Genomic DNA, 24,052 nt, shown 5'->3' with positions numbered 1-24,052 from the left:
CAAGCTGGCGCGAGTGACGGGACTCGAACCCGCGACCCTCGGCGTGACAGGCCGATACTCTAACCAACTGAGCTACACCCGCGCATCGCTTGCGGGGTGCTGTTTACGTTCTGCCCCCTGCCCTGTCAACAGTCTTTTTGGATAAAATAAAGCCGGGCGGACCGAGCCCCCGGGACGCCTTGATATACCTAGGTTAGACGCCACCAGAGACCCGCCCCCACAAGGACGAGAATAGTCAGAATCAGCAGGCTTTTTTTAGCCCCCAAACGGCGCACCATATCGTTGGTCAAAACGATACTGTTCAGGACCGGATGGAAGGACGCGAAGATGCGGACCAGAGAGACGGTTTTTTCCCGGCTGGTGGCCGTCGAATCATACAGACGGTCCCGCGGGTCCTTCGGGGCCCAACTGGCCTCAATGACGATGCCCCCGCTCTCTTCGGCGGCATCATGGGCCTTGTCGGCCTTATCCTGGGCCGCCGTGTGATCGGAAGACGGTTTTTCAGTCATGCTGTTCCCTAAGCCGCTTCAAACGAAAGAAGATGCCTTGAGCGCATACCACGGCGCACGCCGTGACGTCATGCCAAATCAGCCTGATTATATAGGGAGGAAGAAGTGCCGGCACGTGGTGGGCGATGACAGGCTCGAACTGCCGACCCTCTCGGTGTAAACGAGATGCTCTACCAACTGAGCTAATCGCCCGTGCCACGGCGGGTCCCCTTGCGGGGTGAATGGTGGGCGATGACAGGCTCGAACTGCCGACCCTCTCGGTGTAAACGAGATGCTCTACCAACTGAGCTAATCGCCCACATGTATCCATGTGGTGGACGCGCTTTTAGGGCCAAATCGGGCGGCGCGCAACCCCTATTTTTCAAAAAAACGTCACGAAATCAGCGCTTCCTGATCTGACGCCCCCTGCCCTGGTGCCAAAGGCCAGACAAAGAAAAATGGCCACAGGCACCGCCTGTGGCCATTTCCCTAAATCGGCGAGTAACGGATTAACCGTTAACTGCGTCTTTCAGGCCTTTGCCGGCCTTGAATTTCGGCTGCTTAGAAGCCGGAATGTCGATTTCTTCACCGGTACGCGGGTTGCGGCCTTTGGTGGCTGCGCGCTGAGCAACAGCAAACGTACCGAAGCCGACAAGGCGTACTTCATCACCAGAAGCAAGCGCACCGCTGATGGCGTCAAAAACGCCGTCTACAGCTTTACCAGCATCAGCTTTGGACAGGTCAGCTACTTCAGCTACCTTTGCGATCAGATCGTTCTTATTCAAGGTATCCCCCTCTGAGTTGAAGAGTTGATTTCGTTATGATGGTTCCGAAATGCGGTTGCAGTGTATGCGCGGAAAATTCGGCTTGTCAAAGCAAAAAACCGCAGAAACCTGCGGCTTTTCGCTTTTTTTTGCTTGAAATTTCCCGAATTCGGATCAAGCCACTCAATGAGTCGTGTGTTCGAGGTCCTCAACAGGGGCGTCTGAGGCCATTTCCGCGAGGGCATCTTCCTCCGTCCACTCGATCGGTTCGAGCTTCTCAACCAGGGCATGTGAAAGCACCTCATCGACGGTAGAAACCGCAACGATTTCAAGGCCCTTCTTCACATTATCCGGAATTTCAACAAGGTCTTTCTCGTTCTCTTTCGGGATCAGGACCTTCTTGATTCCGCCACGAAGCGCCGCCAGGAGCTTCTCCTTGAGGCCGCCGATAGGCAAAACCCGACCGCGCAGCGTAACCTCACCGGTCATGGCAATATCCTTGCGAACCGGGTTATTGGTCAGCACCGAAACGATCGATGTGCACATGGCAACACCCGCTGACGGGCCATCTTTCGGAGTCGCACCCTCCGGCACGTGAATGTGGATGTCCTTTTTATCAAAGAAACGCGGATGAATACCGTATTCGATCGACCGCGACTGAACATAAGACCGCGCCGCCTGAATCGATTCTTTCATCACTTCACCAAGCTTACCGGTCTGCTTGATCAGGCCCTTGCCGGGAACAGTCACAGCTTCGATAGCCAGAAGTTCACCGCCAACCTCGGTCCAGGCCAAACCGGTGGTGAGACCAACCTGGTCGGTTTCCTCAGCCATGCCGTAATGATACTTCCGTACCCCGGCATAATGGGAAAGGTTGCGAGAGGTCACGCTGATCTTCTCTTTCGAGCCTTCAACGATTTCCTTCACCGCTTTCCGGGTCAGGCGTGCAATTTCACGTTCCAGGTTCCGGACGCCGGCCTCCCGCGTGTAGTAGCGGACGAGGTCCTTGAGCGCGCCGTCGGAAATCGCCCATTCCTTTTTCTTCAGACCGTGATTCTTGATCTGCTTAGGAATCAGGTGACGCTTGGCGATCTCAACCTTTTCATCTTCGGTGTAACCGGAGAGATGAATGATCTCCATACGGTCCAGAAGCGGCCGTGGCATGTTGAGCGAGTTTGCGGTCGTCACGAACATCACATCCGAAAGGTCATAATCGACCTCCAGATAGTGGTCATTGAACTTGGCGTTCTGTTCCGGGTCCAGCACCTCCAGGAGGGCGGACGCCGGATCACCGCGGAAATCCTGGCCCATCTTGTCGATCTCATCGAGGAGGAACAGCGGGTTCGAGGTCCCGGCCTTTTTCATCGACTGCATGACCTTGCCAGGCATGGAGCCGATATAGGTCCGGCGGTGACCGCGGATTTCAGCTTCGTCCCGCACGCCGCCCAGGGAAAAGCGCACGAACTCACGCCCCGTTGCCTTGGCGACAGACTTACCAAGCGAGGTTTTACCAACACCCGGCGGGCCGACGAGGCACAGGATCGGGCCCTTGAGGGTCCGCGTGCGCTGCTGCACGGCCAAATATTCGATGATGCGTTCTTTGACCTTTTCTAGACCGTAATGATCCGTGTCCAAGACCTTCTGCGCGAGCTTGATGTCTTTCTTGACCCGGCTCCGCTTGCCCCAGGGCACCGAAAGCATCCAGTCAAGATAGTTGCGGACAACGGTAGCTTCGGCCGACATCGGACTCATGGACTTGAGCTTCTTCAGCTCAGCCATGCATTTTTCCTTGGCTTCCTTGGTCAGCTTGGTCTTGGCGATCTTTTCCTCAAGTTCCTGGGTTTCTTCGCGGCCTTCATCGCCCTCACCCAGTTCCTTCTGGATCGCCTTCAGCTGTTCATTGAGATAATATTCGCGCTGGGTCTTCTCCATCTGGCGCTTGACCCGGCCGCGAATCTTCTTCTCGACCTGCAGAACGCCGATCTCGCCTTCCATCAGGCCGAAGATACGCTCCAGCCGGTCCGTGACGGAAACACAGGCCAGCAATTCCTGCTTGTCATCGATCTTGAGCGCAAGATGAGACGCCACCGTATCCGCCAGCTTCGACGGATCGTCAATCTGGCTGACGGTGACCAGCACCTCAGCCGGGATTTTCTTGTTGAGCTTCACATACTGGTCGAACTGCGCAACAACCGAGCGGGCCAGCGCCTCAACCTCGGCCTCATCGGCAATGTCATTATCAAGCTCACTGGCGCGCGCTTCAAAATAATCATCCGACCGGACGAATTCCTCAATCTTGGCGCGGCTGAAGCCTTCCACCAATACCTTGACCGTGCCGTCCGGCAGCTTCAGGAGCTGCAGAACCGACGCAACGGTACCGATTTCGAAAACATCCTTGGTATCGGGATCATCCTCACCCGCTTCCTTCTGGGCGACGAGCAGGATCTGCTTATCCTTGGCCATCACCTCCTCAAGGGCGCGAACCGACTTATCGCGGCCAACGAAGAGCGGCACAATCATGTGCGGGAATACAACAATATCCCTCAGCGGCAGAACCGGCAGGACAACAGCATTCGTGGTTTCTTCGGGTTTTGAGGACATGGCACTGACTTTCACAACGAGGTTTTATGATTCTTGTGCAGCGATTTTACGCCAATCCCCTCCCGATACGAAAGGAAAAGACGAAATTTCAGGCTTAAGTGCGAAATTTACGCCACATACAAAAGAAATTGGGGGCTGAAACATCTGTTTCAACCCCCAGAACATCATGAAACTGTGCTTATCAGGCGGGCTTGCCTGCTTCCTCACGCCGGTCAGCGTAGATATGCAGGGGAGTCGCCTTGCCATCCACCACTTCAGCGTTGATGACGATCTCTTCAACGCCTTCCAGGCTGGGCAATTCGAACATGGTATCGAGAAGCGTGTCTTCCATGATCGAGCGCAGGCCCCGGGCACCGGTTTTGCGTTCAATCGCCTTCTTGGCAACGGCCATCAGCGCATCCTCGGAGAAGGTCAGCTTGACGTTCTCCATATCGAACAGACACTGATACTGCTTCAGAAGCGCGTTCTTCGGCTCGGTCAAAATCCGGATAAGGGCATCCTCATCCAGATCTTCGAGCGTTGCGATCACCGGCAGGCGGCCGACAAATTCAGGGATCAGGCCGAACTTCAGAAGATCTTCCGGTTCGGTTTCCTTGAACAGCTGGCCAATGCCGCGGTCGTCCGGGGACGTAACCTTGGCGCCAAAGCCGATCGACTTACCTTGCAGGCGATCAGCGATAACTTTGTCGAGCCCCGCGAACGCACCACCGCAGATAAACAGGATGTTGGTGGTGTCCACCTGCAGGAATTCCTGCTGCGGATGCTTGCGGCCACCCTGGGGCGGGACGCTGGCAACGGTGCCTTCCATGATTTTCAGAAGCGCCTGCTGGACGCCCTCACCCGACACGTCACGCGTAATCGAGGGGTTGTCCGCCTTGCGGCTGATCTTGTCGACCTCATCGATATAAACGATGCCGCGCTGGGCGCGTTCGACATTATAGTCAGCAGCCTGCAGCAGCTTCAGGATAATGTTTTCCACGTCCTCGCCCACGTAACCGGCTTCGGTCAGCGTGGTGGCGTCAGCCATGGTAAAGGGGACGTCCAGAATACGGGCAAGCGTCTGCGCAAGCAGCGTCTTACCGCAACCGGTCGGGCCGACGAGCAGAATGTTCGATTTGGCCAGCTCAACATCCGAGGTGCCGGTGCTGGCGTGGTTCAGGCGCTTGTAATGGTTATGGACCGCAACCGACAAGACCTTCTTGGCAGAGCCTTGGCCGATCACATAATCATTGAGAACCTCAAGGATTTCCTGCGGGGACGGCACGCCGTCGCCACCTTTGGCGAGCGCGCTTTTGCTCTCTTCCTTGATGATGTCGTTACAGAGCTCAACACACTCATCGCAGATAAAGACAGTCGGGCCCGCAATAAGCTTGCGAACCTCATGCTGGCTTTTGCCGCAGAAGGAGCAATAGAGCGTGTTTTTTGAATCACTGTTACTCAAGTTCGTCACCGCTTCCTACACTTGCTTCTTTTCCATCGTAGACCGGTTGAAAAGAAGCATACAACAAAAAATTTCGGACCTCAGGCCCTTGGTTGTGGCCCGGGGCAGCCCCGGGCAACGTGATTAGCTATCGCTTCCTTCGCGCGAGGTATAGACTTGGTCGATCAGACCGAAGTCCTTCGCTTCCTCGGCACTCATGAAATTGTCACGATCCATCGCGGTTTCAATGGTCTCCAGCTTCTGGCCCGTATGTTTCACATAGATATCATTCAAGCGTTGACGAAGCTTTAAAATCTCACGCGCCTGAATTTCGATATCCGCGGCCTGACCACGGGCACCGCCGGACGGCTGGTGGATCATGATACGGGCGTTCGGGAGGGCATAACGCATCCCCGGCTCACCGGCTGCCAGAAGCAGCGACCCCATGGAACATGCCTGACCGATGCAGATGGTCGCCACTTTCGGGCGGATATACTGCATGGTGTCATACATCGCGAGACCGGAGGATACGATCCCGCCCGGCGAGTTGATGTAGAAAGAGATGTCCTTCGTCGGGTTCTCGGCTTCCAGGAACAGGAGCTGTGCAACAATCAGACTGGAAACATAGTCGTTGACCTCGCCCGTCAGGAAAATGATGCGTTCCTTGAGAAGGCGGGAATAGATATCGTAGGAGCGTTCGCCCCGGTTCGTCTGTTCCACGACCATCGGCACCAGCGTGCTCGCATAAGTTTCCATGATATCTTTCATCTGGCACTCCAGTCAGCAGGCCCAACGGACAGGCCTTGTATGTTAATACGAGAGATCGATGACCGCTCGGCGCGGCATGTCATCTCATAGGGCAAGCTGTAGCAAAGTGAAGCAACGCCCGGCAAGAGAATTGCCGCCACTACCCTGATAAATATGCGTCTTTCGCAGGCTTTAAAGGGCAGGACAAAAAAAGGGGCCAGCAGGCCCCTTTCTCAATTCCTGTAAACGCCAGGCTTATTTGGCGTCAGCTTTCTTCTTCGGCGCAGCTTTTTTGGCCGGAGCCTTCTTCGCCGGAGCCTTCTTGGCAGCCGGCTTTTTAGCCTCGCCCTCAGCAGCCTTTTCCGCCGCCGGCTTCTTGGCCGCAGCTTTCTTGGCAGCCGGCTTCTTGGCAGCAGCTTTCTTGGCCGGAGCCTTCTTCTTCGGGTTGGCGTCTTCCTCGTCGATCGCGCGGACAGCGGCCTCAAGCTCTTCACGGCTTACCGTCTTGTCGGTGAGATCGGCTTGCTCGATAACGAAGTCGACAACCTTCTCTTCGAAGATCGGCGCGCGCAGCTGGGCACGGGCTTCTTCATTCTGCTGGAAGTATTGGAAGACCTGAGCTTCCTGACCCGGATAGCGACGGGCTTCCTCGATAATGCGGCGGTTGACTTCTTCCTGGCTAACCTGGACTTCGTTCTTCACACCGATTTCGGAAAGCAGCAGGCCAAGGCGAACGCGGCGCTCTGCAATGGCGCGGAATTCAGCGGCCTCTTCCTTGTCTTCCGGCTCATCCTTGCCTTCGAAGTCTTCGGACGTGGCTTCACCGGAGATGACGGCATCATGCTTGATCTGTTCCCAGATCTGCTTGAATTCCATGTCGACCATGCCTTGCGGAACAGCAAAGTCATACTGGTCGGCCAGGGCGTCCAGAAGGCCGCGCTTCATGTGAGCGCGCGTCAGGCCCTGGTTGTCACCTTCAAGCTGGCCCTTGATGGCTTCACGGAGACCGGCGAGGTCGTCGAAGCCCATGTTCTTGGCCATTTCGTCGTTCACTTCGGCTTCAGCCGGCTTCTGAACTTCCTTCACGGTCACGGTGAACTCGGCTTCTTTACCGGCCAGGTTCTCAGCGTGATATTCTGCCGGGAAGGTTACTTTCACCAGCTTCTCGTCGCCAGCCTTGGCGCCAACGAGCTGATCTTCAAAGCCCGGGATGAAGGTGTTGGAGCCCAGCTCCAGCTGGAATTCTTCGCCCTTGCCGCCGTCGAATTCGACGCCGTCAACACGGCCGACATAATCGATCAGAACGGCATCGCCTTCGCCCGCTTTCACGGTCTTGGCGGCTTTCTTGAAGGTTTTCTGCTGGCCGGCAACACGCTCAAGCACGGTGTCGATGTCGGCATCGGCAACTTCAGCAATCCAACGCTCAAGCGCCGGAGCTTTGAAATCGTCAACATTGATTTCCGGCAGGATTTCGACCTTCAGGGTATATTCCAGGTCTTTGCCTTCTTTATAGTCACCGAGGTCAACCTCCGGGCGCAGTGCCGGGCGAACGCCTTTTTCTTCAAAAAGCTTCGCGGAGGTTTCCTGCATGGTTTCATTGAGAACCTGGCCCATGGCGCGCTCGCCGTGCATACGCTTCAGGAGCGACAGCGGCGCTTTACCGGGGCGGAAGCCCTTGATTTTGGCATTTGCACGGAAATCTTCGAGGATGCGGTTCAGGCGATCGTCCAGCTCATTTGCAGCGACGACAACTTTATATTCCCGAACCAGGCCTTCGTTGAGCAGTTCTTCGATCTGCATGGTCTACCAACTCTCTTCTAATGTTTACCCCCACAGGCCTCCCCTAAAGGGAAAGACCGGGGCCCTTTGGTGCGGGCGAAGGGACTTGAACCCCCACGTCCGAAGACACCAGAACCTAAATCTGGCGCGTCTACCAATTTCGCCACGCCCGCTTACCAACGGCTAATTCCGCTGACCGCAAAATCGTACGGTCAGAGCTTTTGCAAAAGCCAAACGAAAGGGACATCGTCCCCTCACGAAGGGCAATTTGACGCGCTTATAACAGCCGTGATGCGGAGTACAAGTATTTTCGTATCAGAATCAGCGAAAAACCGGCACTAAATCCACCGCTCGCCGAAACTGTTTTTCGCCTGGAATAGCCCAGACCGGTTCAGCCGCCCAAAGGGGACGAATGACCCTACGGCAGAATGGACGGGATACAGCTCAGCAAGTCGGACGCCACAAGCCCCCTGCCCGCCTCTGTCCCGGCTTCGCCATGCAGCCATACGCCCGCGGATGCAGCCTCAAATGCGGGCATCCCCTGCGCCATCAATCCGGCGATCATCCCGCCGAGGACATCCCCTGTGCCGGCAACCGACAACCAGGACGGCGCATTGGCGGCGATCGACGCCCGGCCGTCAGGCGCGGCCACCACAGTCGACGCGCCCTTGAGCACGATCACGCTACCGGCGAGCCTTGCGGCATCCCGGGCAGCCTTGACCCGATCCTCCCGCGGGTTGCAGGACGGGAACAGCCGGGCAAACTCGCCCTCATGCGGGGTCAGCACGATTTCGCTCTTCTTGACGCTCGTCAGCAGGTCGAGACGACCGACAAGGCTTGTCAGCGCGTCGGCATCCAGCACCATCTGGCGGCCGCGCCTGCCGACATCCTGCACGATCTCAGCCGTCTTTTCACCAACCCCGGCACCGGGGCCGATCAGCACGCTGTTGATGCGGTTATCCGCCAGAAGCCCCATGAAACCGAACGCGGAATCGAACCGCCGGACCATGATATCGGTCAGTGCCGTCGCCTGAATGGCATATGTTTCCGAAGGTGCCGCCAGGGTCACGAGCCCCGCGCCGACCCGCAGGCCGGCCATGCTGGCAAGACGGGACGCGCCCAGCGTCGGCTCCCGACCACCGAGCACCAGCAGATGACCACGAAGATATTTATGGGCCGCAGGTCCCGGGAAGGCGAAACTGTCACCCCATAAGCCGGGGTCGTTCAGATATGTCTGCGGCTTGATCTCGGAAAGCACCGCATCCCGGATACCGATATCGGCGACATGGACATGCTCAAGCCCGCCACACAGGAAGCGTCCCGGGGCAACGGCCTGCCCGACCTTGCGCCGGAAAAAGGTAACTGTTGTATCTGCAGCAAAACAGAGGCCTGTGGTGTTGCCCGTCGCGGCATCCAGCCCGCTCGGCACATCTACCGCCACCTTGAACGCATCATGGGCATTGGCGGCGTCGATCATCGCGGCGAAGTCGCCTTCGAGCGGCCGGGCGAGTCCCGTCCCGAACAGGGCATCGATGATCGCAACTGCATGACCGAGGCCCTTGGGGTTCATCGGCTCGATCTGACCGGGCCAGCGGCGCGCCATTTCAGCGGCATCGCCTTTGAGGGCGCCAATTTCACCCGCCAGCATCAAACGGACCGGATAGCCCCAATCATCCAGGTGGCGTGCGGCCACGAAGCCGTCACCGCCATTATTGCCAGGGCCGCACAGGACGACGATTTCCCCCCCGGCTTCCAGGGGCGTGCCGATATAGTCGGCCGTGATTTCCGCGACGGCAGCACCGGCTGCTTCCATCAAGGCAAGACCCTCGGCCCCCGCTTCCATGGCCAGGGCATCCGCCTGACGCGATTCGGCAGGCGTAAGAAGAATATTCTTTGAAAATTCAGACGGCACCGGTCGAAGCTCCCCCTATGAGACTCGGGCGTGACTCGGCGCAGTGTACCAAAAGAAAAAAGCCCCGAAAGGGGCTTCTTAAAAAAACTTCAGAGTGGGGCGAGTGACCGGCTTCGAACCGGCGACCCCCAGTGCCACAAACTGGTGCTCTAACCAACTGAGCTACACCCGCCATCTCTGAGGTGCGACTGTTTATGCGCAACGCCCGGCTTTCGTCAAGACCGAACTGGCCGGTTTTTTCCTCGGGCTTTATTTTTTATCAAAAAAGTCCCGATTTTCCATCTGCGCAGCCCTGGGCTTTTCGCCTGCCCGCCTGTGCAGCCCGAAGGCATCTGCACAAAATTTAATCAATTTTACGATTAAAGAAAAGGCACGCCGGTCAGCAGCGTGTAACGGAATCGCCATAAACTGCCGTTTTTCACGCACCCACGCTCTTGGCACGGTCCCTGCTAACATACGGGCATAATTAAAAAAGTGGTACCAGGATATGAAGAAGATCGAAGCTATCGTCAAACCCTTCAAGCTTGATGAAGTGAAGGAAGCCCTTCATGACGTCGGCATTTCAGGGATTACAGTTACAGAAGCAAAAGGGTTCGGTCGGCAAAAGGGCCATACCGAGCTCTACCGCGGCGCAGAATATGTGGTCGATTTTGTGCCCAAGGTGAAGGTTGAGGTTGTCGTGGTTGATTCCCAGGCGGAACGCGCCGTGGAAGCAATCAAGAATGCCGCCCATACGGGCCGCATCGGCGACGGCAAGATCTTCGTCAGTTCGGTTGAAGAGGCCATCCGAATCCGCACCGGCGAAACGGGCGACGACGCCATCTAGTCCACGCCGGAAGCACACTCAAATTCGCAACAAAGTTTGTTAGAGGAAAATACCCATGTCCAAATACACCAATCTCAGTGTCGATGAGTTTCTTGCCCTCGTAAAAGAAACCAAATCCGATTGGATCGACCTGCGCTTCACCGACCCCAAAGGTAAATGGCAGCACCTCACCATGTGCGCCGCTGCGGTTGATGAAGACATGCTGACCGACGGCTTCATGTTTGACGGTTCTTCGATCGCCGGCTGGAAAGCCATCAACGAATCCGACATGATCCTCAAGCCGGACCTCAACGCCGTGACGATCGACCCCTTCACCGCTGACCCGACCCTTGTGGTGTTCTGTGACGTCGTCGAACCGGCCAACGGCCAGCCTTACGACCGTGACCCGCGCTCGACTGCCAAGAAAGCTGAAGAATATGTGAAATTCTCCGGCATCGGTGACACCGCCTACTTCGGCCCGGAACCCGAATTCTTTGTCTTTGACGACGTGAAATTCTCCACCGGCTACCGCGGCGCCATGTACCAGATCGACGACGTCGAAGGCCCGTACAACTCCGACCGCAACTTCGAAGGCGGCAACATCGGTCACCGCCCGGCCGTCAAGGGCGGCTACTTCCCGGTTGCGCCGGTTGACAGCTGTGTCGACCTCCGCGGCGAGATGGTCAAGGCCGCCACCGAAATGGGCGTTGCCATGGACAAGCACCACCACGAAGTGGCGGCGTCCCAGCACGAACTGGGCATGCTCTTCTCGACCCTGACCCACACGGCTGACCGCGTACAGCTTTACAAGTACGCCGTCCACCAGGTTGCCCATGCTTATGGCAAAACCGCGACCTTCATGCCGAAGCCGGTTGCCGAAGACAACGGCTCGGGCATGCACACCCACCAGTCGATCTGGAAAGACGGCAAGCCGCTGTTCGCCGGTTCGGGCTATGCTGACCTGTCCGAGACCGCCCTCTACTATATCGGCGGTATCATCAAGCACGCCAAGGCGATCAACGCCTTCACCAACCCGTCGACCAACAGCTACAAGCGTCTGACCCCGGGTTTTGAGGCACCGGTTCTGCTGGCCTACTCCAGCCGCAACCGTTCGGCTTCCTGCCGTATCCCGTACGTGTCGAGCCCGAAAGGCAAGCGCGTTGAAGTCCGCTTCCCGGATGCGACCGCCAACCCGTACCTGGCCTTCGCCGCCATGCTGATGGCTGGCCTTGACGGTATCGAGAACAAGATCCACCCGGGCGACGCCATGGACAAAGACCTCTATGCCCTGCCGGCAGAAGAGCTCCTCGGTGTTCCGACCGTTGCTGGTTCACTCCGCGAAGCTCTGGCCTCGCTCAACGAAGACCGTGAGTTCCTCAAGAAGGGCGACGTCTTCACCGATGACCAGATCAGCGCTTACATCGAACTGAAGATGGAAGAAGTGTACCGCGTCGAACTGGCCCCGCATCCGGTCGAGTTCGAAATGTATTACAGCGCATAAGCTGCAGACATAAACGCATGAAGGGAGGCTCCGCGCATTTGCGGGGCCTCTTTTTTTAAATTCTTTCCAAGCTCTTTACCATTTAACAACGGCTGGGTTATAGGCTGCCGGTATGGGGGCGGGCTAAATGATGCTGAGACGGGACTATTATCTCTATGCAAATCCAGTACACAGCAAAGCAGTCGGCGCTTCAACCCAGGCTCGCTGAAGCCAACATCAATCCCGACAGCTTTCTGGCAACCGACTATCTGAACCACTTCAACGAGATCGTCATGCTTCTCGAAATGGTCCCTGATATGCCGGAGCTATTGGAAGATGCCGCCGACTGGCACCCCAAAACCTACATTCAGCATTTCGAGGACAGCGGTTTCCAGGGCAAGGCACTGGCAATCGAAGCTTACCAGATGGCCCCGAAGGCCATCCGGGCACCCTTCGACAAAATCTGCCGTGACCTCGATAAGCTGATCATCTCCACCCTCAAGGGGCTCGGCGCCGTCAATATCGCCGAACGCGGCATGTCGCCAGAAGCCCAGATGCTGATCCGGGGGCGTGTGGAGCAAATCCAGGCGATGCTGATGGACCTCAACAAGGTCATCCATGCCCAACTGGACCGCGCCGTCGCCATTATCGAGCCGGAACAGGTCGAAGACAGCGCCCAGACCCAGGAAGACATCGACAAGCTGTTCGATTGACCCCGCAGGCGTCCCCTTCCCCATCACCATAATAAAAAAGCGCCACACCGCACGGCATAGCGCTTCCTTTTTCAATCTGATCGCTGCTTCTTGAGCGAAGCCTTATGCTGCCGGGGCCTGAGGCTCCCCAGACGCACCCTTCACCATGGGCGGCGTGACCTCTCCCGCCGGACGGAAATCTTCACCTTCCTCCAGCACAGCGACCGATACGGTCTTTTTAAGATCGGGATGATCTTCACGGGCGAGACTCACCAGCGGATACTGGCTGGAGCCAAGCTTGGTGATCCGCTCCACCACCCAAATGGAGAGCGTGCGATCAGCCTGCTCATACCGGTCACCGACCGCCAGCGTATCGCTCAGGCGTTCATTCCTGCGCTTCTTGGAAAATTTACGAACCATTCTCATCGGACTGATTGACGACATATCCGGCCTCCGCCATCGGAAAGGGGCACCCTTGAAGCTACCGCAACACTGTTAAATTTATCTTTCGGGCTGTGTCTACTATACGCTTTTTTCCATGGCCGCCATACTATATTTTCTTTAGGTTTCGTGAACTGTCACTATATATTGACATTCTTGACGGGGGCAGAGCTCTAGTTTACCCCCTGTTCTATCAGCAGTTTTACCGGGTGAGGCAATGAACGATCTGTTCGCAGTACAGCAAACTAAAACCGATTATTCAGCCAAGGACATTGAAGTCCTTGAAGGCCTGGAGCCCGTACGCCAACGCCCGGGCATGTATATCGGCGGTACTGACGAACGCGCGCTCCACCACCTTGTCGCAGAAATTCTCGACAACTCCATGGACGAAGCAGTCGCGGGCCACGCCAGCCGGATCGTTGTATCGCTCCATGAGGACGGCTCGGTATCCGTCAACGATAACGGCCGCGGCATCCCGGTTGACCCGCACCCTAAATATCCCGGCAAGTCCGCGCTGGAAGTGATCCTGTCGACCCTGCACTCGGGCGGCAAGTTCAACTCGGATGCCTACGCCACGTCAGGCGGCTTGCACGGCGTCGGTATTTCAGTCGTCAACGCGCTCAGCGAATGGATGACGGTCGAAGTCGCCAAGGACCGTAACCTGTGGCGCCAAGCCTTTTCCCGCGGCCAGGTCATGAGCAAACTGGAAGACCTCGGCCCCGTCCAGAACCGTCGCGGCACCAGCATAAGCTTCCTGCCCGACCCTCAGATCTTCGGGGAGAAAGCGCGCCTGAAGCCTGCCCGTCTTTACAAGATGGCGCGCTCGAAGGCCTATCTGTTCCGCGGCGTCGAAATTCGTTTCAAATGCGCCCCAAGCCTGATCACAGGCGACGACAAGACCCCGACCGATGCCACCCTCCACTTCCCGGGTGGCCTTTCGGACTTTCTGGTCGATACCACCAAGAATCGGACCTGTGTGACCGAAAAGCCCTTCTCGGGCTTCGTGAAATTCCCGGATGAGGCCGGCCAGGTCGAGTGGGCGATCCATTGGCCCGAGTTCGGCGACGGCTTCTGTGAAAGCTACTGTAACACCATCCCGACACCACAGGGCGGCACGCACGAGATTGGGTTCCGGAGCGCGATCCTGCGCGGCCTCAAGGCTTACGGCGACCTCACGGGCAACAAGAAGGCGTCCCAGTTGACGTCTGACGATGTCTGCGGCTCATCCTGCACCATGCTGTCGGTCTTCATCCGCGACCCGCAGTTCCAGGGCCAGACCAAGGACAAGCTTTCGACCTCAGACGCCACGCGCCTGACTGAAAACGCCGTCCGCGACGCGTTCGATCATTGGCTCGCCGACCATCCGGAGCGGGCGGGTGGCTTGCTGACCTGGGCGCTGGAACGCCTGGATGAGCGCCTCAAGCGCCGCCAGGAAAAGGAAATCAAACGCGCGACCGCCGTCGGCAAGCGCAAACTGCGCCTGCCTGGCAAGCTGACCGACTGTTCGAGCGACAGCTCGGAAGGCACCGAAATTTATATTGTAGAGGGCGATTCGGCCGGCGGTTCCGCCAAGCAGGCACGGGACCGCAAAACCCAGGCCGTGCTGCCGATCCGCGGTAAAATCCTCAACGTCGCGTCCGCCACGCGCGACAAGATTGCCGCCAACCAGGAAATCCGGGACCTGATCCAGGCCCTCGGGTGCGGCACCCGGGACGGGTACGACCGGGAGGCTCTCCGCTACGAGAAAGTCATCATCATGACCGATGCTGACGTGGACGGCGCCCACATTGCCACGCTTCTGATGACCTTCTTCTTCCAGGAAATGCCGGGCATGGTGCGGGACGGCAGGCTTTATCTCGCCATGCCGCCTCTTTACCGCATCGCCAAGGGCGGCAAGGTTGCCTATGCCCGGGACGACGCCCACAAGGATGAACTGATGGCCACCGACTTTGCCGGCAAAGGCAAGGTGGAAATCAGCCGCTTCAAGGGTCTTGGCGAAATGCCGCCGGGGCAGCTCAAGGAGACCACCATGGCGCCCGCGCGCCGTACCCTGTTGCGTGTCACCCTGCCCGAAGAATATGCCGAGCGTGCAGACGTCAACCAGTTGGTGGACGACCTGATGGGCAAGAAACCTGAGAAACGCTTCGACTTCATCCGCAGCAACAGCGTCGATATCGACGCGCTCGATATCTAACGCGCCATCAGCCGTCTCAGGGAGATAGCCACCGCCTCCGGCTGTTCAAGCGGAATCAGGTGGCCACATTCCGGCAGGATTTCCAGTTCCGCGTTGGGCAGGCCTTCCGCCATGTCTTCATGGGCGGCAAGCGGCGACAAATGGTCCGCCTCGCCATAGAGCACTGTCGCAGGCACATGGAAATCCTTCAGATGCCGCATCATGTCAGGCCGCCCCATAATCGCCCGCTGCTGGCTGATCAGCACCTTGGGGCCTAACGCCCGCGCCATCGCCTCCAGGACCGGCGCCGCGGCTTTCGAGCCATGCGGGCTGAGCGCCCCTTCGACATAGCCGTCGACAAAGCTCATGAACTTGCCGCCTTCCGCAAGGCGGATCGCCTGTTCGCGCCGTTGCCGCGCTTCATGGCTGTCAGCGTGGGCATTGGTACCCATCAGCATCAGGTGACTCACCCGCTCGGGCGCGAGCAGCATCACCTGCAAGGCGACATAGCCGCCCAGCGAATTGCCCGCGAGCACGAAACGGTCCGGGGCCACGGCGAGAAGCCTGCGTGCCATGGCGTCAACGCAGCTGTCCTGCACCGTGTCCGCAAGGACCACGTCGAAGTCATCCTGCAGGGACGTTTTCACGCCCTGATACAGCCGACTGTCACATAAAAGTGCCGGTACGCACACGATTGTTGGCTTTTTCGCCATCTTTTACCCCTTCATCGATTGACATTAGCGGTGTGCCCCATATGCTGCGCGCAAAATTGTTGTATATCAATTGGTAGGAACGCATGGGTTTTGAACGCCTTGGGCTTAGTGAGCCCACCCTGACCGCAGTCGCAGACGCCGGTTACACTGAACCGACCCCCATTCAAGCGCAAGCCATTCCGCAGGTGCTGATGGGTCGGGATGTGCTCGGCATCGCCCAGACCGGTACGGGCAAGACCGCGTCCTTCACCTTGCCGCTTATCGACATTCTGTCCGAAGGCCGGGCCCGAGCCCGTATGCCGCGCTCGCTGATCCTTGAGCCGACGCGCGAACTCGCGGCCCAGGTTGCCGAGAGTTTCGAGAAATACGGCAAGAACCACAAGCTCACCATGGCGCTTTTGATCGGCGGCGTGAACTTTGGCGACCAGGAAAAGCTGCTCGACCGTGGTGTCGATGTGCTGATCGCCACGCCGGGCCGTCTCCTGGACCATTTCGAACGCGGTAAGCTTCTCCTGACCGGGATCGATATCCTGGTGGTTGACGAAGCCGACCGGATGCTCGACATGGGCTTTATCCCGGATGTGGAAAAAATCTGCGAACGCATCACCAAAGCGCACCAGACGCTGTTCTTCTCGGCCACCATGCCGCCGCCCATTCAGCGCCTGACCCAGCAGTTCCTCAATGATCCACGCAAGATCGAAGTGGCCAAGGCGTCATCCGCCGCGCTCACGATCGAACAAGCGCTTGTCACCGTCGGCCCGCGTGAAAAGCGCGCCGCCCTGCGCCAGCTTCTCCGCACCGAAGAAGTCAAGAACGGCATCATCTTCTGCAACCGCAAACGCGATGTGAAGGAAGTGTACCAGTCGCTTGAGCGCCACGGTTTCAGCGTCGGCCAGCTCCATGGAGACATGGAACAAAGCGAGCGGCTGAAAGTTCTGGCCCAGTTCAAAAACAATGAAATTCAGCTTCTGTGCGCTTCCGACGTGGCTGCCCGCGGCCTTGACGTGCCGGATGTCAGCCACGTTTTCAACTTCGATGTCCCGAGCCACGCGGAAGACTATGTCCACCGGATCGGCCGGACAGGCCGCGCAGGCCGCAAGGGTAAATCCTTCACCATCGCCACCAAGTCCCGCGAAGACGACCGCTATGTCGCCGCCATCGAAAAGCTGATCGGCAACAAGCTGGTTGAAGCAAAAGACTTCGCACTTGAAGGCAGCAAAGCGGCAGGCAGCGCGAAAAGCGCCAAAAGCCCTAAACCCGCCAAAAGCGACGACACCAGGAAAACTGCCAAGGCAGACACCCCAGCAAAAGCCGACGACGTCCCTGTCAAGGCTGATGCCCCTGCCAAGGCTGATGCCCCTGCCAAACCTGAGGTCAAGGACGAGAAGCCCAAGGAAAGCAGCCCTCGTGGTCGCAGAAACGCGCGAGAACCCCGCGAAAGCCGTTCCCGCAGCGACAATCGTCGTCGGCCGGCGGCGGCTACCGACGAAAAAGGCAACTTGCAGTTCGCGCCGGACGACATGCCCAAGGAGCCGTTTGTCGGCATGGGCCCGCATGTCCCGGCCTTTCTTCTGCGCGACACCAGCGACGACAAAAAAGCCAGCTGACACAAGAGCAGTTGCCACGCCTGCCCCCGCGCCCTAGATCATGAGGGAACGCCAAATGCGGGGAGGCAGACGTGGCAGACTTTAAAACCATCACCCTTGATATCGATGACGGCCTTGCGGTCCTGACGCTCAACTGTCCGGACCGCCTCAACGCCCTCAATGCGCAGATGAAGGCGGAGCTCCGGGATGCTCTCCGGCAGATCGGCGGCCCCTACAGCGGCGTCCGCGCCCTTCTGATCACCGGGGCCGGCCGCGGTTTCTGCGCGGGTGCCGACCTCAGCGAGAGCATGGCAGCTGCCGACACGCGCGACGCAGGCGCCAACCTCATCGACAGCTACCACCCTTTCCTGCTGGAACTTGCCGCCCTTGAAATCCCGGTCATCAGCGCCGTCAACGGGGTTGCGGCGGGCGCGGGTATGAGCCTCGCTATCTCGGCCGATATCGTGCTTGCTGGCAAGTCCGCCTATTTCCTGCAGGCCTTCGTCAATATCGGCCTGGTGCCGGACGCCGGCTCCACCTTCCTTCTGCCGCGGCTTATTGGTACCTCGCGGGCACGCGCCATGATGATGCTGGGGGAAAAGCTTTCCGCCGACAAAGCGCTCGACTGGGGCCTCGTCTATGACGTCATCGAAGACGACAGCCTTCTGGAGGTCGCCACAGCGCTCGGCCGTAAGATGGCCGCAGGCCCCACCAAGGCCTATGCCGGCATCCGCGCCCTGATGCGCGACAGCGCCGACAACAGCTATTCCGAACAGCTGCAGGCCGAAGCCATGGTCCAGCGCCTCGCAAGCCGCACGGAAGACAGTATCGAAGGCGTCATGGCCTTCGTGCAGAAACGTCCGGCCGTCTTCAAAGGCAAGTAAGCCGACGATCAGAGGTTATTTCCGACTTCCGGGCTTGAAGTTGCCACTTTTTGTTTTTATCGGAAGGCGATACAGGCTATAGCTAAGCCGCAAGAACATAAAGGCAACATCTAGGACGCTCAGTGACCAACCCCCTTGCTATCATCGGCCGGGTCTTTCTCTCCGCCCTTGCTGAAATCGGACGGCTGTCGGCTTTTGCCGCTGAAGCCATCAGCCATATCGTGCGACCGCCCATTTACTGGCGTCTGATTGCCCAGCAAATGTGGCTGATCGGCTATAACAGCCTGCCTGTCGTGGGCATGACCGCGCTCTTCACGGGTGCTGCGCTCGCCCAGCAGATTTACGTGGGTGGCAGCCGCTTCAATGCCGAATCCGTTGTGCCGGGCGTCGTTGTCATCGCCATCGTCCGCGAGCTTGGCCCCGTGCTTGGCGGCCTGATGGTCGCGGGCCGGGTGTCATCCGCCATGGCAGCCGAACTTGGCACCATGCGGGTGACCGAACAGATCGACGCGCTCGTCACGCTTTCGACCGACCCGTTCAAATATCTGATCGCCCCGCGCCTGATCGCGGCGGTGCTTACGCTGCCGATGCTGGTGATTATCGCCAACATCATCGGCGTGCTCGGCGGCTATATCATCGGCACAGGCAAGCTCGGCCTCAATGAAGCCACCTACCTTCAGGTCACCAGTGACTTCCTGGAGCAATCGGACGTTATCTCCTCGCTGGTCAAAGCCGCGGTGTTCGGCTTTTTCGTCGCCCTCATGGGCAGCTACCACGGCTACAACAGCCGCGGCGGCGCGCAAGGGGTGGGCAAGGCAACCACCAATGCCGTGGTCTCGGCCTTCATCGCCATCCTGATGTCCAACCTCATCATCACCGTAATCGTGTTTGGAGCTGACTGATGAGTGTCCCGATGATCGAATTGACTGGCGTTCACAAGGGTTTCGGCCCGAAGAAGGTGCTGCAGGGCATAGACCTTACGGTCCAGCACGGCGAATCCATGGTCATTATCGGCGGCTCCGGCACCGGTAAGTCGGTGATGCTGAAATGCATCCTCGGGCTTCTGAAGGCCGACAAGGGTTCGATCAAGGTGAATGGTGAGGAAGTCACCACCATGGGCCGAAGCGACCGCAAGCAAGTCCTCAGCAAATTCGGCATGCTGTTCCAGGGCGCGGCGCTGTTCGACAGCCTGCCTGTCTGGGAGAATGTCGCCTTCGGCCTGATCCAGGGCAAAGGCATGAGCAAGAAGGAAGCGCATGAGATCGCGCTCGAAAAACTGCGCCGCGTCGGCCTGACGCCGGATGTGGGTGATCTGTCCCCTGCCGAGCTTTCGGGCGGGATGCAGAAGCGCGTCGGCCTTGCCCGCGCGATCGCGACAGAGCCGGAAATCATCTTCTTCGACGAACCGACCACGGGCCTCGACCCGATCATGGCAGACGTCATCAATGACCTGATCGTCGAATGCGTGAAGGACCTTGGCGCCACCACGCTTTCGATCACCCACGACATGGCCAGCGCCCGCAAGATCGCCGACCGTATCGCCATGCTCTATCACGGTGAGATCATCTGGGAAGGTGCCAAGGACGAGATCGACCATTCGGGCAATGAGTATGTCGACCAGTTCATCCACGGCCGTGCGCAAGGACCGATCCAGATGGAAGTGTTGAAGCTCTGATGGCGAAGGCGCAGAAAACATTCGCCTGTTCGAATTGCGGTGCCGTCTACCGGCGCTGGCAGGGCAAGTGTGAAGACTGCGGCGACTGGAACAGCATCGTTGAGGAAGCGGCTGCCGTCTCCGGCGCCCCCAAGGGCCTGAGCGCCAAGAAGGGCCGCGCGACCCAACTTGTCTCCCTCGACACCCCGATCAAGGAAGAGCCACGCACGCTGACCGGCATCGGTGAATTCGACCGCGCGCTCGGCGGCGGGCTTGTTCCCGGCAGCGCGATCCTGATCGGCGGCGACCCCGGCATCGGCAAATCCACCCTGCTCCTCCAGGCCATGGGCGCCCTGTCACTAAGGGGGGAAGACTGCATCTATATCTCCGGCGAGGAAGCAACCGCCCAGGTCCAGATGCGCGCCGCGCGCCTTGGCCTTGCCGGTGCCCCCCTGAAGCTCGGCTGCGAAACCAGTTTGCGCGATATCCTTACCACGCTCGACGAAGGCAAACCGCCGCGCGCCGTGGTCATCGACAGTATCCAGACCCTGTTCGCGGACCATGTGGAATCGGCCCCCGGCACGGTCAGCCAGGTACGTGTGTGCGGGCATGAGCTGATCACCTATGCCAAACGCCGTGGCACCGTGGTGTTCCTGGTCGGCCATGTCACCAAGGACGGCCAGATCGCAGGCCCCCGCGTGCTCGAACATATGGTCGACACCGTGCTTTATTTCGAAGGCGACCGCGGCCACCAGTTCCGTATCCTGCGCGCAGTCAAGAACCGCTTCGGCGGCACTGATGAGATCGGCGTATTCGAGATGACCGGCCTCGGCCTTCAGGAAGTGAATAACCCGTCCGAACTGTTCCTCGCCGATCATAACAGCCGGGAACCCGGCTCCGCCGTCTTCGCGGGCATTGAGGGCTCCCGCCCCGTTCTGGTGGAAGTGCAGGCACTGGTCGCGCGCTCAAGTGCCGCCAATCCGCGCCGCGCCGTCGTCGGCTGGGACAGCGGACGCCTCGCCATGGTGCTGGCGGTTCTGGACGCACGGGCGGGCCTTGGCCTCGCGGGCTGTGATGTTTACCTGAACGTGGCCGGTGGCCTCAAGATATCCGAGCCCGCAGCCGACCTTGCGGTTGCCTCGGCGCTCATTTCCAGCCTCGCCCAGGTGCCGGTCCCGGAAGAAACCGTCGTTTTCGGTGAGATCAGCCTGTCGGGCGATGTGCGCGGTGTGTCACAAACCGAAGCCCGCCTCAAGGAATCGGCCAAGCTCGGCTTCGCCAAGGCGCTGATGCCCTCCGGCAAAAAATCAGCCAAGAAAAGCACCATCAAGGGTATCGAGCAGCAAGGCCTCGTCCGTGTGACGGACCTGGTGGCCCACTTCTTCCCTGAAGGTGTGGCGTGAGTGGGCGGCATAACGGCTTCTGTGCAACATGGACCATGAAACAAGTTCAGGGTGATGCTACAGAAATAATGAAAGCTATGAAATACTTACGCTGTCATGCTGAACTTGTTTCAGCATCCATCAATCAATCGAACAGTTTGGATGACGGCACCATAATGCGGGAGTATAGTTGAGCCATGGATGTATCGACCCTGACCGCTTTTGACGCTGGTGTGCTCGCGATTATCGGGCTTTCCACCCTGTTCGCCTTCGGACGTGGCTTCGCCACAGTCGCCCTTTCCTTTGCCGCCTGGGCCGGCGCCCTGATGGCCACTGTCTTCGGGCTTGAAGTCCTCAAGCCGTATGGCAGGCAATATATCTCCCCGCCGGAACTGGCTGACCTGATCACGCTTGCCGTGCTTTTCTTCGTCACGCTCTTCATCCTCAAGCGCATTGCTGAGATGGTCGGCGGCATGGTCAAGCACAGCCCTGTCGGGCTTCTGGACCGCTCACTCGGTGCGCTGTTCGGGCTTCTGCGCGGGATGGTCATCGTCGCCACGCTTTATCTTGGCTTCTCCAAGCTGTTCGGCCCTGAGGACCAACCAGTATGGATGAAGGAAGCGCGCCTGCGCCCGCTTGTCGCCTGGAGCGCGGAAATGCTGGAAGGCCTGGCCGCCGAAGCGCTCGGCAAGGACCCGACCAAGGTCGGCAGCGACTATCTGAAGCGCGCCGCAGACAGCGTCCCCAGCCAGTTCATCACTGAAAAGCTTGAAGAACAGGCCGCGAAATACAAGGAAAAGCAACGCGATCAGCTCAATGAGCTGGTCGACGAGCTGGACAAAGAAAAGACCGACACGACCAAGGACAAGAAGGACCCGCCGAAGTAATATTTCGGTAAAATTTGTTTTGGCCCTAGGCAGCGCGGGTATGAGGCGATATATGGAGCGGGCAACCACCTCGGGCAGGATGGAGCCATAAGAGCGGCCGCCCCCGAAGAGAGCCCAAAAGGCTCAAAGTAAGCCACGTTAGGACAGGACTGACTTCATGGCAAAGCAACCAGCGCCCCAGCTTACCACCAATCCGTTCGATGACGACAAGCTCAAGGAAGAATGCGGCGTCTTCGGCATTTACGGCACCCCGGACGCCACCGCGCACTGCGCGCTCGGTCTGCACGCCCTGCAGCACCGCGGCCAGGAAGCCGCCGGCATCACGGCCTTCGACGGTGAAAACTTCCACACCAAACGCGTGCTCGGCCATGTCGCCGACAATTTCACCAGCCAGGATGTCATCGACAGCCTGCCGGGTTATACCGCCATCGGTCATACGCGCTATTCGACGACCGGAGGAACCGAACTCCGCAACTGCCAGCCGCTCTTTGCTGAATTCGCATCGGGCGGCTTTGCCGTTGCGCACAATGGCAATATCACCAACGCGGCCCACCTCAGGAAATCGCTGGTGCAGCGTGGTTCTATCTTCCAGTCGACGTCGGATTCCGAGGTGATCATCCACCTCATTGCCACCAGCCGCTTCCGCACGCTCCTGGACCGCTTCATCGATGCCCTCCGCCAGATCGAAGGCGCCTATTCGCTGGTGTCGCTGACCAAGGAAGGCCTGATCGGCGTCCGTGACCCCTTGGGGGTTCGCCCGCTTGTCCTCGGCCAGCTCGACAAGGCCTGGATCCTGTGCTCGGAAACCTGTGCGCTCGACATCATCGGCGCAACCTATGTGCGTGACATCGAACCGGGCGAAATGGTCGTCATTACCGAAGAAGGTATCGTGAGCCACCACCCCTTCCCGGAAGAGCGCCCGCGCCCGTGCATTTTCGAGCATGTCTATTTCGCGCGCCCTGACAGCTACATGGACCATATGAGCGTCTATGAAGTCCGCAAGCGCATCGGTGCGGAACTGGCCCGTGAAAATGGGGTCGACGCCGACCTGGTGATCCCGGTGCCGGATAGCGGCACGCCCGCGGCGATCGGCTATGCCCAGGAGTCCGGCATTCCGTTCGAGCTCGGCATCATCCGAAACCATTATGTCGGCCGGACCTTCATCGAGCCGAGCGACCAGATCCGTCACTTCGGCGTCAAGCTGAAGCACAATGCCAACCGCTGGCATATTGAAGGCAAGCGCATCATCCTCGTGGATGACAGCATCGTGCGCGGCACCACGTCCCTCAAGATCGTCAACATGATGCGCGAAGCGGGCGCGACCGAAGTGCATATGCGGATCGCGTCGCCGCCCACGGCACACAGCTGTTTCTACGGTGTCGACACGCCGTCGAGGAAACAGCTTCTCGCCGCGCGCATGGACGTTGAAGCCATGCGGGAATATATCGGCGCAGACACGCTTTCCTTCCTGTCGATCGACGGCCTCTACCGCGCTGTCAATCATCCGGAAGGCCGTGACAAAAAGTGCCCGGCATTCTGTGACGCCTGCTTCACCGGCGACTATCCGACCTTCCTGACTGACCAGTCGGAAACCGACAAGGATGACAGCCAGCTTAACCTGATTGCCTCCACAGGAGCCTGACC

At 58.7% G+C, this 24,052-nt stretch carries 21 protein-coding genes and 5 tRNA genes; 11 read left to right on the top strand and 15 right to left on the bottom strand.

Annotated elements, in window-relative coordinates; all coding sequences use genetic code 11:
* Positions 1–5: 5 nt before the first annotated feature.
* From K6118_RS15205 to K6118_RS15145, 13 genes are all read right to left on the bottom strand, one after another.
* Positions 6–82, bottom strand: a tRNA-Asp gene (locus tag K6118_RS15205).
* Positions 83–188: 106 nt separating this feature from the next.
* The gene (locus tag K6118_RS15200; RefSeq protein WP_247121338.1) at positions 189–509 is read right to left on the bottom strand and encodes a hypothetical protein; all 321 of its coding nucleotides are present in this window, start codon (positions 507–509) and stop codon (positions 189–191) included.
* 116 nt (positions 510–625) lie between these two features.
* Positions 626–701: transfer RNA gene (locus tag K6118_RS15195), tRNA-Val, on the bottom strand.
* Between the two features lie 30 nt (positions 702–731).
* A tRNA-Val gene (locus K6118_RS15190) sits at positions 732–807 on the bottom strand.
* Positions 808–997: 190 nt separating this feature from the next.
* The gene (locus K6118_RS15185) at positions 998–1,273 is read right to left on the bottom strand and encodes an HU family DNA-binding protein (RefSeq protein WP_247121337.1); all 276 of its coding nucleotides are present in this window, start codon (positions 1,271–1,273) and stop codon (positions 998–1,000) included.
* Positions 1,274–1,435: 162 nt separating this feature from the next.
* Positions 1,436–3,853, bottom strand: a complete 2,418-nt coding sequence (lon, locus tag K6118_RS15180) for an endopeptidase La (RefSeq protein WP_247121336.1) — start codon at positions 3,851–3,853, stop codon at positions 1,436–1,438.
* A 181-nt stretch (positions 3,854–4,034) separates the two neighbouring features.
* On the bottom strand, positions 4,035–5,303 hold the full coding sequence (clpX, locus tag K6118_RS15175; protein WP_247121335.1) for an ATP-dependent Clp protease ATP-binding subunit ClpX: 1,269 nt from the start codon (positions 5,301–5,303) through the stop codon (positions 4,035–4,037).
* A 114-nt stretch (positions 5,304–5,417) separates the two neighbouring features.
* Complete coding sequence (clpP, locus tag K6118_RS15170) at positions 5,418–6,041, bottom strand: ATP-dependent Clp endopeptidase proteolytic subunit ClpP (RefSeq protein ID WP_343269980.1); 624 nt, start codon at positions 6,039–6,041, stop codon at positions 5,418–5,420.
* Positions 6,042–6,275: 234 nt separating this feature from the next.
* The gene (tig, locus tag K6118_RS15165; RefSeq protein ID WP_247121333.1) at positions 6,276–7,820 is read right to left on the bottom strand and encodes a trigger factor; all 1,545 of its coding nucleotides are present in this window, start codon (positions 7,818–7,820) and stop codon (positions 6,276–6,278) included.
* A 67-nt stretch (positions 7,821–7,887) separates the two neighbouring features.
* A tRNA-Leu gene (locus tag K6118_RS15160) sits at positions 7,888–7,972 on the bottom strand.
* Positions 7,973–8,217: 245 nt separating this feature from the next.
* Positions 8,218–9,711 (bottom strand): NAD(P)H-hydrate dehydratase, encoded by a 1,494-nt coding sequence (locus tag K6118_RS17585; protein ID WP_247121332.1) that lies wholly within the window; start codon positions 9,709–9,711, stop codon positions 8,218–8,220.
* A gap of 95 nt (positions 9,712–9,806) precedes the next feature.
* Positions 9,807–9,883 (bottom strand) — tRNA-His (locus K6118_RS15150).
* 77 nt (positions 9,884–9,960) lie between these two features.
* Positions 9,961–10,137, bottom strand: a complete 177-nt coding sequence (locus K6118_RS15145) for a hypothetical protein (protein WP_247121331.1) — start codon at positions 10,135–10,137, stop codon at positions 9,961–9,963.
* A gap of 61 nt (positions 10,138–10,198) precedes the next feature.
* Here K6118_RS15145 and K6118_RS15140 point away from each other — a divergent pair, with 61 nt between their 5' ends.
* The 3 genes from K6118_RS15140 (at position 10,199) to K6118_RS15130 (ending at position 12,709) form a co-directional block, all read left to right on the top strand.
* Complete coding sequence (locus tag K6118_RS15140; RefSeq protein ID WP_247121330.1) at positions 10,199–10,537, top strand: P-II family nitrogen regulator; 339 nt, start codon at positions 10,199–10,201, stop codon at positions 10,535–10,537.
* A gap of 55 nt (positions 10,538–10,592) precedes the next feature.
* The gene (glnA, locus tag K6118_RS15135; RefSeq protein ID WP_247121329.1) at positions 10,593–12,017 is read left to right on the top strand and encodes a type I glutamate--ammonia ligase; all 1,425 of its coding nucleotides are present in this window, start codon (positions 10,593–10,595) and stop codon (positions 12,015–12,017) included.
* 155 nt (positions 12,018–12,172) lie between these two features.
* Positions 12,173–12,709, top strand: coding sequence for a hypothetical protein (locus K6118_RS15130; RefSeq protein ID WP_247121328.1), 537 nt, complete (start codon positions 12,173–12,175; stop codon positions 12,707–12,709).
* Between the two features lie 102 nt (positions 12,710–12,811).
* Here K6118_RS15130 and K6118_RS15125 read toward each other — a convergent pair whose 3' ends face one another.
* Positions 12,812–13,132: a hypothetical protein gene (locus tag K6118_RS15125; protein WP_247121327.1), complete on the bottom strand. Its 321-nt coding sequence runs from the start codon at positions 13,130–13,132 to the stop codon at positions 12,812–12,814.
* A gap of 214 nt (positions 13,133–13,346) precedes the next feature.
* On the opposite strand from K6118_RS15125, the gene parE reads away from it, so the two are divergent.
* Positions 13,347–15,323: a DNA topoisomerase IV subunit B gene (gene parE, locus K6118_RS15120; protein WP_247121326.1), complete on the top strand. Its 1,977-nt coding sequence runs from the start codon at positions 13,347–13,349 to the stop codon at positions 15,321–15,323.
* Here parE and K6118_RS15115 read toward each other — a convergent pair.
* The gene (locus tag K6118_RS15115) at positions 15,320–16,015 is read right to left on the bottom strand and encodes an alpha/beta fold hydrolase (protein ID WP_247121325.1); all 696 of its coding nucleotides are present in this window, start codon (positions 16,013–16,015) and stop codon (positions 15,320–15,322) included. The two genes, parE and K6118_RS15115, sit on opposite strands and share 4 nt — an antisense overlap.
* A gap of 83 nt (positions 16,016–16,098) precedes the next feature.
* Here K6118_RS15115 and K6118_RS15110 point away from each other — a divergent pair, with 83 nt between their 5' ends.
* From K6118_RS15110 to purF, 7 genes are all read left to right on the top strand, one after another.
* A complete protein-coding gene (locus tag K6118_RS15110) occupies positions 16,099–17,622 on the top strand; it encodes a DEAD/DEAH box helicase (protein ID WP_247121324.1) in 1,524 nt (507 codons plus the stop codon).
* Between the two features lie 71 nt (positions 17,623–17,693).
* Positions 17,694–18,485, top strand: a complete 792-nt coding sequence (locus tag K6118_RS15105; protein WP_247121323.1) for an enoyl-CoA hydratase-related protein — start codon at positions 17,694–17,696, stop codon at positions 18,483–18,485.
* A gap of 122 nt (positions 18,486–18,607) precedes the next feature.
* Complete coding sequence (locus K6118_RS15100) at positions 18,608–19,387, top strand: MlaE family ABC transporter permease (RefSeq protein WP_247121322.1); 780 nt, start codon at positions 18,608–18,610, stop codon at positions 19,385–19,387.
* 11 nt (positions 19,388–19,398) lie between these two features.
* Positions 19,399–20,160: an ABC transporter ATP-binding protein gene (locus tag K6118_RS15095; RefSeq protein ID WP_247121321.1), complete on the top strand. Its 762-nt coding sequence runs from the start codon at positions 19,399–19,401 to the stop codon at positions 20,158–20,160.
* Positions 20,160–21,542 carry a DNA repair protein RadA gene (radA, locus tag K6118_RS15090; RefSeq protein ID WP_247121320.1) on the top strand — a complete coding sequence of 461 codons (1,383 nt, stop codon included), beginning with the start codon at positions 20,160–20,162 and terminating at the stop codon, positions 21,540–21,542. The genes K6118_RS15095 and radA overlap by 1 nt, the downstream gene beginning before the upstream one ends.
* Positions 21,543–21,718: 176 nt before the next feature.
* The gene (locus tag K6118_RS15085) at positions 21,719–22,408 is read left to right on the top strand and encodes a CvpA family protein (protein WP_247121319.1); all 690 of its coding nucleotides are present in this window, start codon (positions 21,719–21,721) and stop codon (positions 22,406–22,408) included.
* A 157-nt stretch (positions 22,409–22,565) separates the two neighbouring features.
* Positions 22,566–24,050, top strand: a complete 1,485-nt coding sequence (gene purF / locus K6118_RS15080; RefSeq protein ID WP_247121318.1) for an amidophosphoribosyltransferase — start codon at positions 22,566–22,568, stop codon at positions 24,048–24,050.
* The last annotated feature ends 2 nt before the right edge of the window (positions 24,051–24,052 follow it).

This window comes from Kordiimonas marina (assembly GCF_023006325.1).
Classification (GTDB): Bacteria; Pseudomonadota; Alphaproteobacteria; order Sphingomonadales; family Kordiimonadaceae; genus Kordiimonas; species Kordiimonas marina.
The sequence above is the reverse complement of the archived record's forward strand: the minus strand, read 5'-3'. Positions and strand labels throughout refer to the sequence as shown.

Excerpts from the sequence above, each read along its gene's own strand:
- clpP (WP_343269980.1), bottom strand. The coding sequence starts at position 6,041 with ATGAAAGATATCATGGAAACTTATGCGAGCACGCTGGTGCCGATGGTC.
- K6118_RS15200 (WP_247121338.1), bottom strand. The coding sequence starts at position 509 with ATGACTGAAAAACCGTCTTCCGATCACACGGCGGCCCAGGATAAGGCC.
- parE (WP_247121326.1), top strand. The coding sequence starts at position 13,347 with ATGAACGATCTGTTCGCAGTACAGCAAACTAAAACCGATTATTCAGCC.
- K6118_RS15130 (WP_247121328.1), top strand. The coding sequence starts at position 12,173 with ATGCAAATCCAGTACACAGCAAAGCAGTCGGCGCTTCAACCCAGGCTC.
- radA (WP_247121320.1), top strand. The coding sequence starts at position 20,160 with ATGGCGAAGGCGCAGAAAACATTCGCCTGTTCGAATTGCGGTGCCGTC.
- K6118_RS15115 (WP_247121325.1), bottom strand. The coding sequence starts at position 16,015 with ATGGCGAAAAAGCCAACAATCGTGTGCGTACCGGCACTTTTATGTGAC.
- tig (WP_247121333.1), bottom strand. The coding sequence starts at position 7,820 with ATGCAGATCGAAGAACTGCTCAACGAAGGCCTGGTTCGGGAATATAAA.
- K6118_RS15085 (WP_247121319.1), top strand. The coding sequence starts at position 21,719 with ATGGATGTATCGACCCTGACCGCTTTTGACGCTGGTGTGCTCGCGATT.
- K6118_RS15095 (WP_247121321.1), top strand. The coding sequence starts at position 19,399 with ATGATCGAATTGACTGGCGTTCACAAGGGTTTCGGCCCGAAGAAGGTG.
- purF (WP_247121318.1), top strand. The coding sequence starts at position 22,566 with ATGGCAAAGCAACCAGCGCCCCAGCTTACCACCAATCCGTTCGATGAC.
- K6118_RS15110 (WP_247121324.1), top strand. The coding sequence starts at position 16,099 with ATGGGTTTTGAACGCCTTGGGCTTAGTGAGCCCACCCTGACCGCAGTC.
- glnA (WP_247121329.1), top strand. The coding sequence starts at position 10,593 with ATGTCCAAATACACCAATCTCAGTGTCGATGAGTTTCTTGCCCTCGTA.
- K6118_RS15125 (WP_247121327.1), bottom strand. The coding sequence starts at position 13,132 with ATGTCGTCAATCAGTCCGATGAGAATGGTTCGTAAATTTTCCAAGAAG.
- lon (WP_247121336.1), bottom strand. The coding sequence starts at position 3,853 with ATGTCCTCAAAACCCGAAGAAACCACGAATGCTGTTGTCCTGCCGGTT.
- K6118_RS15140 (WP_247121330.1), top strand. The coding sequence starts at position 10,199 with ATGAAGAAGATCGAAGCTATCGTCAAACCCTTCAAGCTTGATGAAGTG.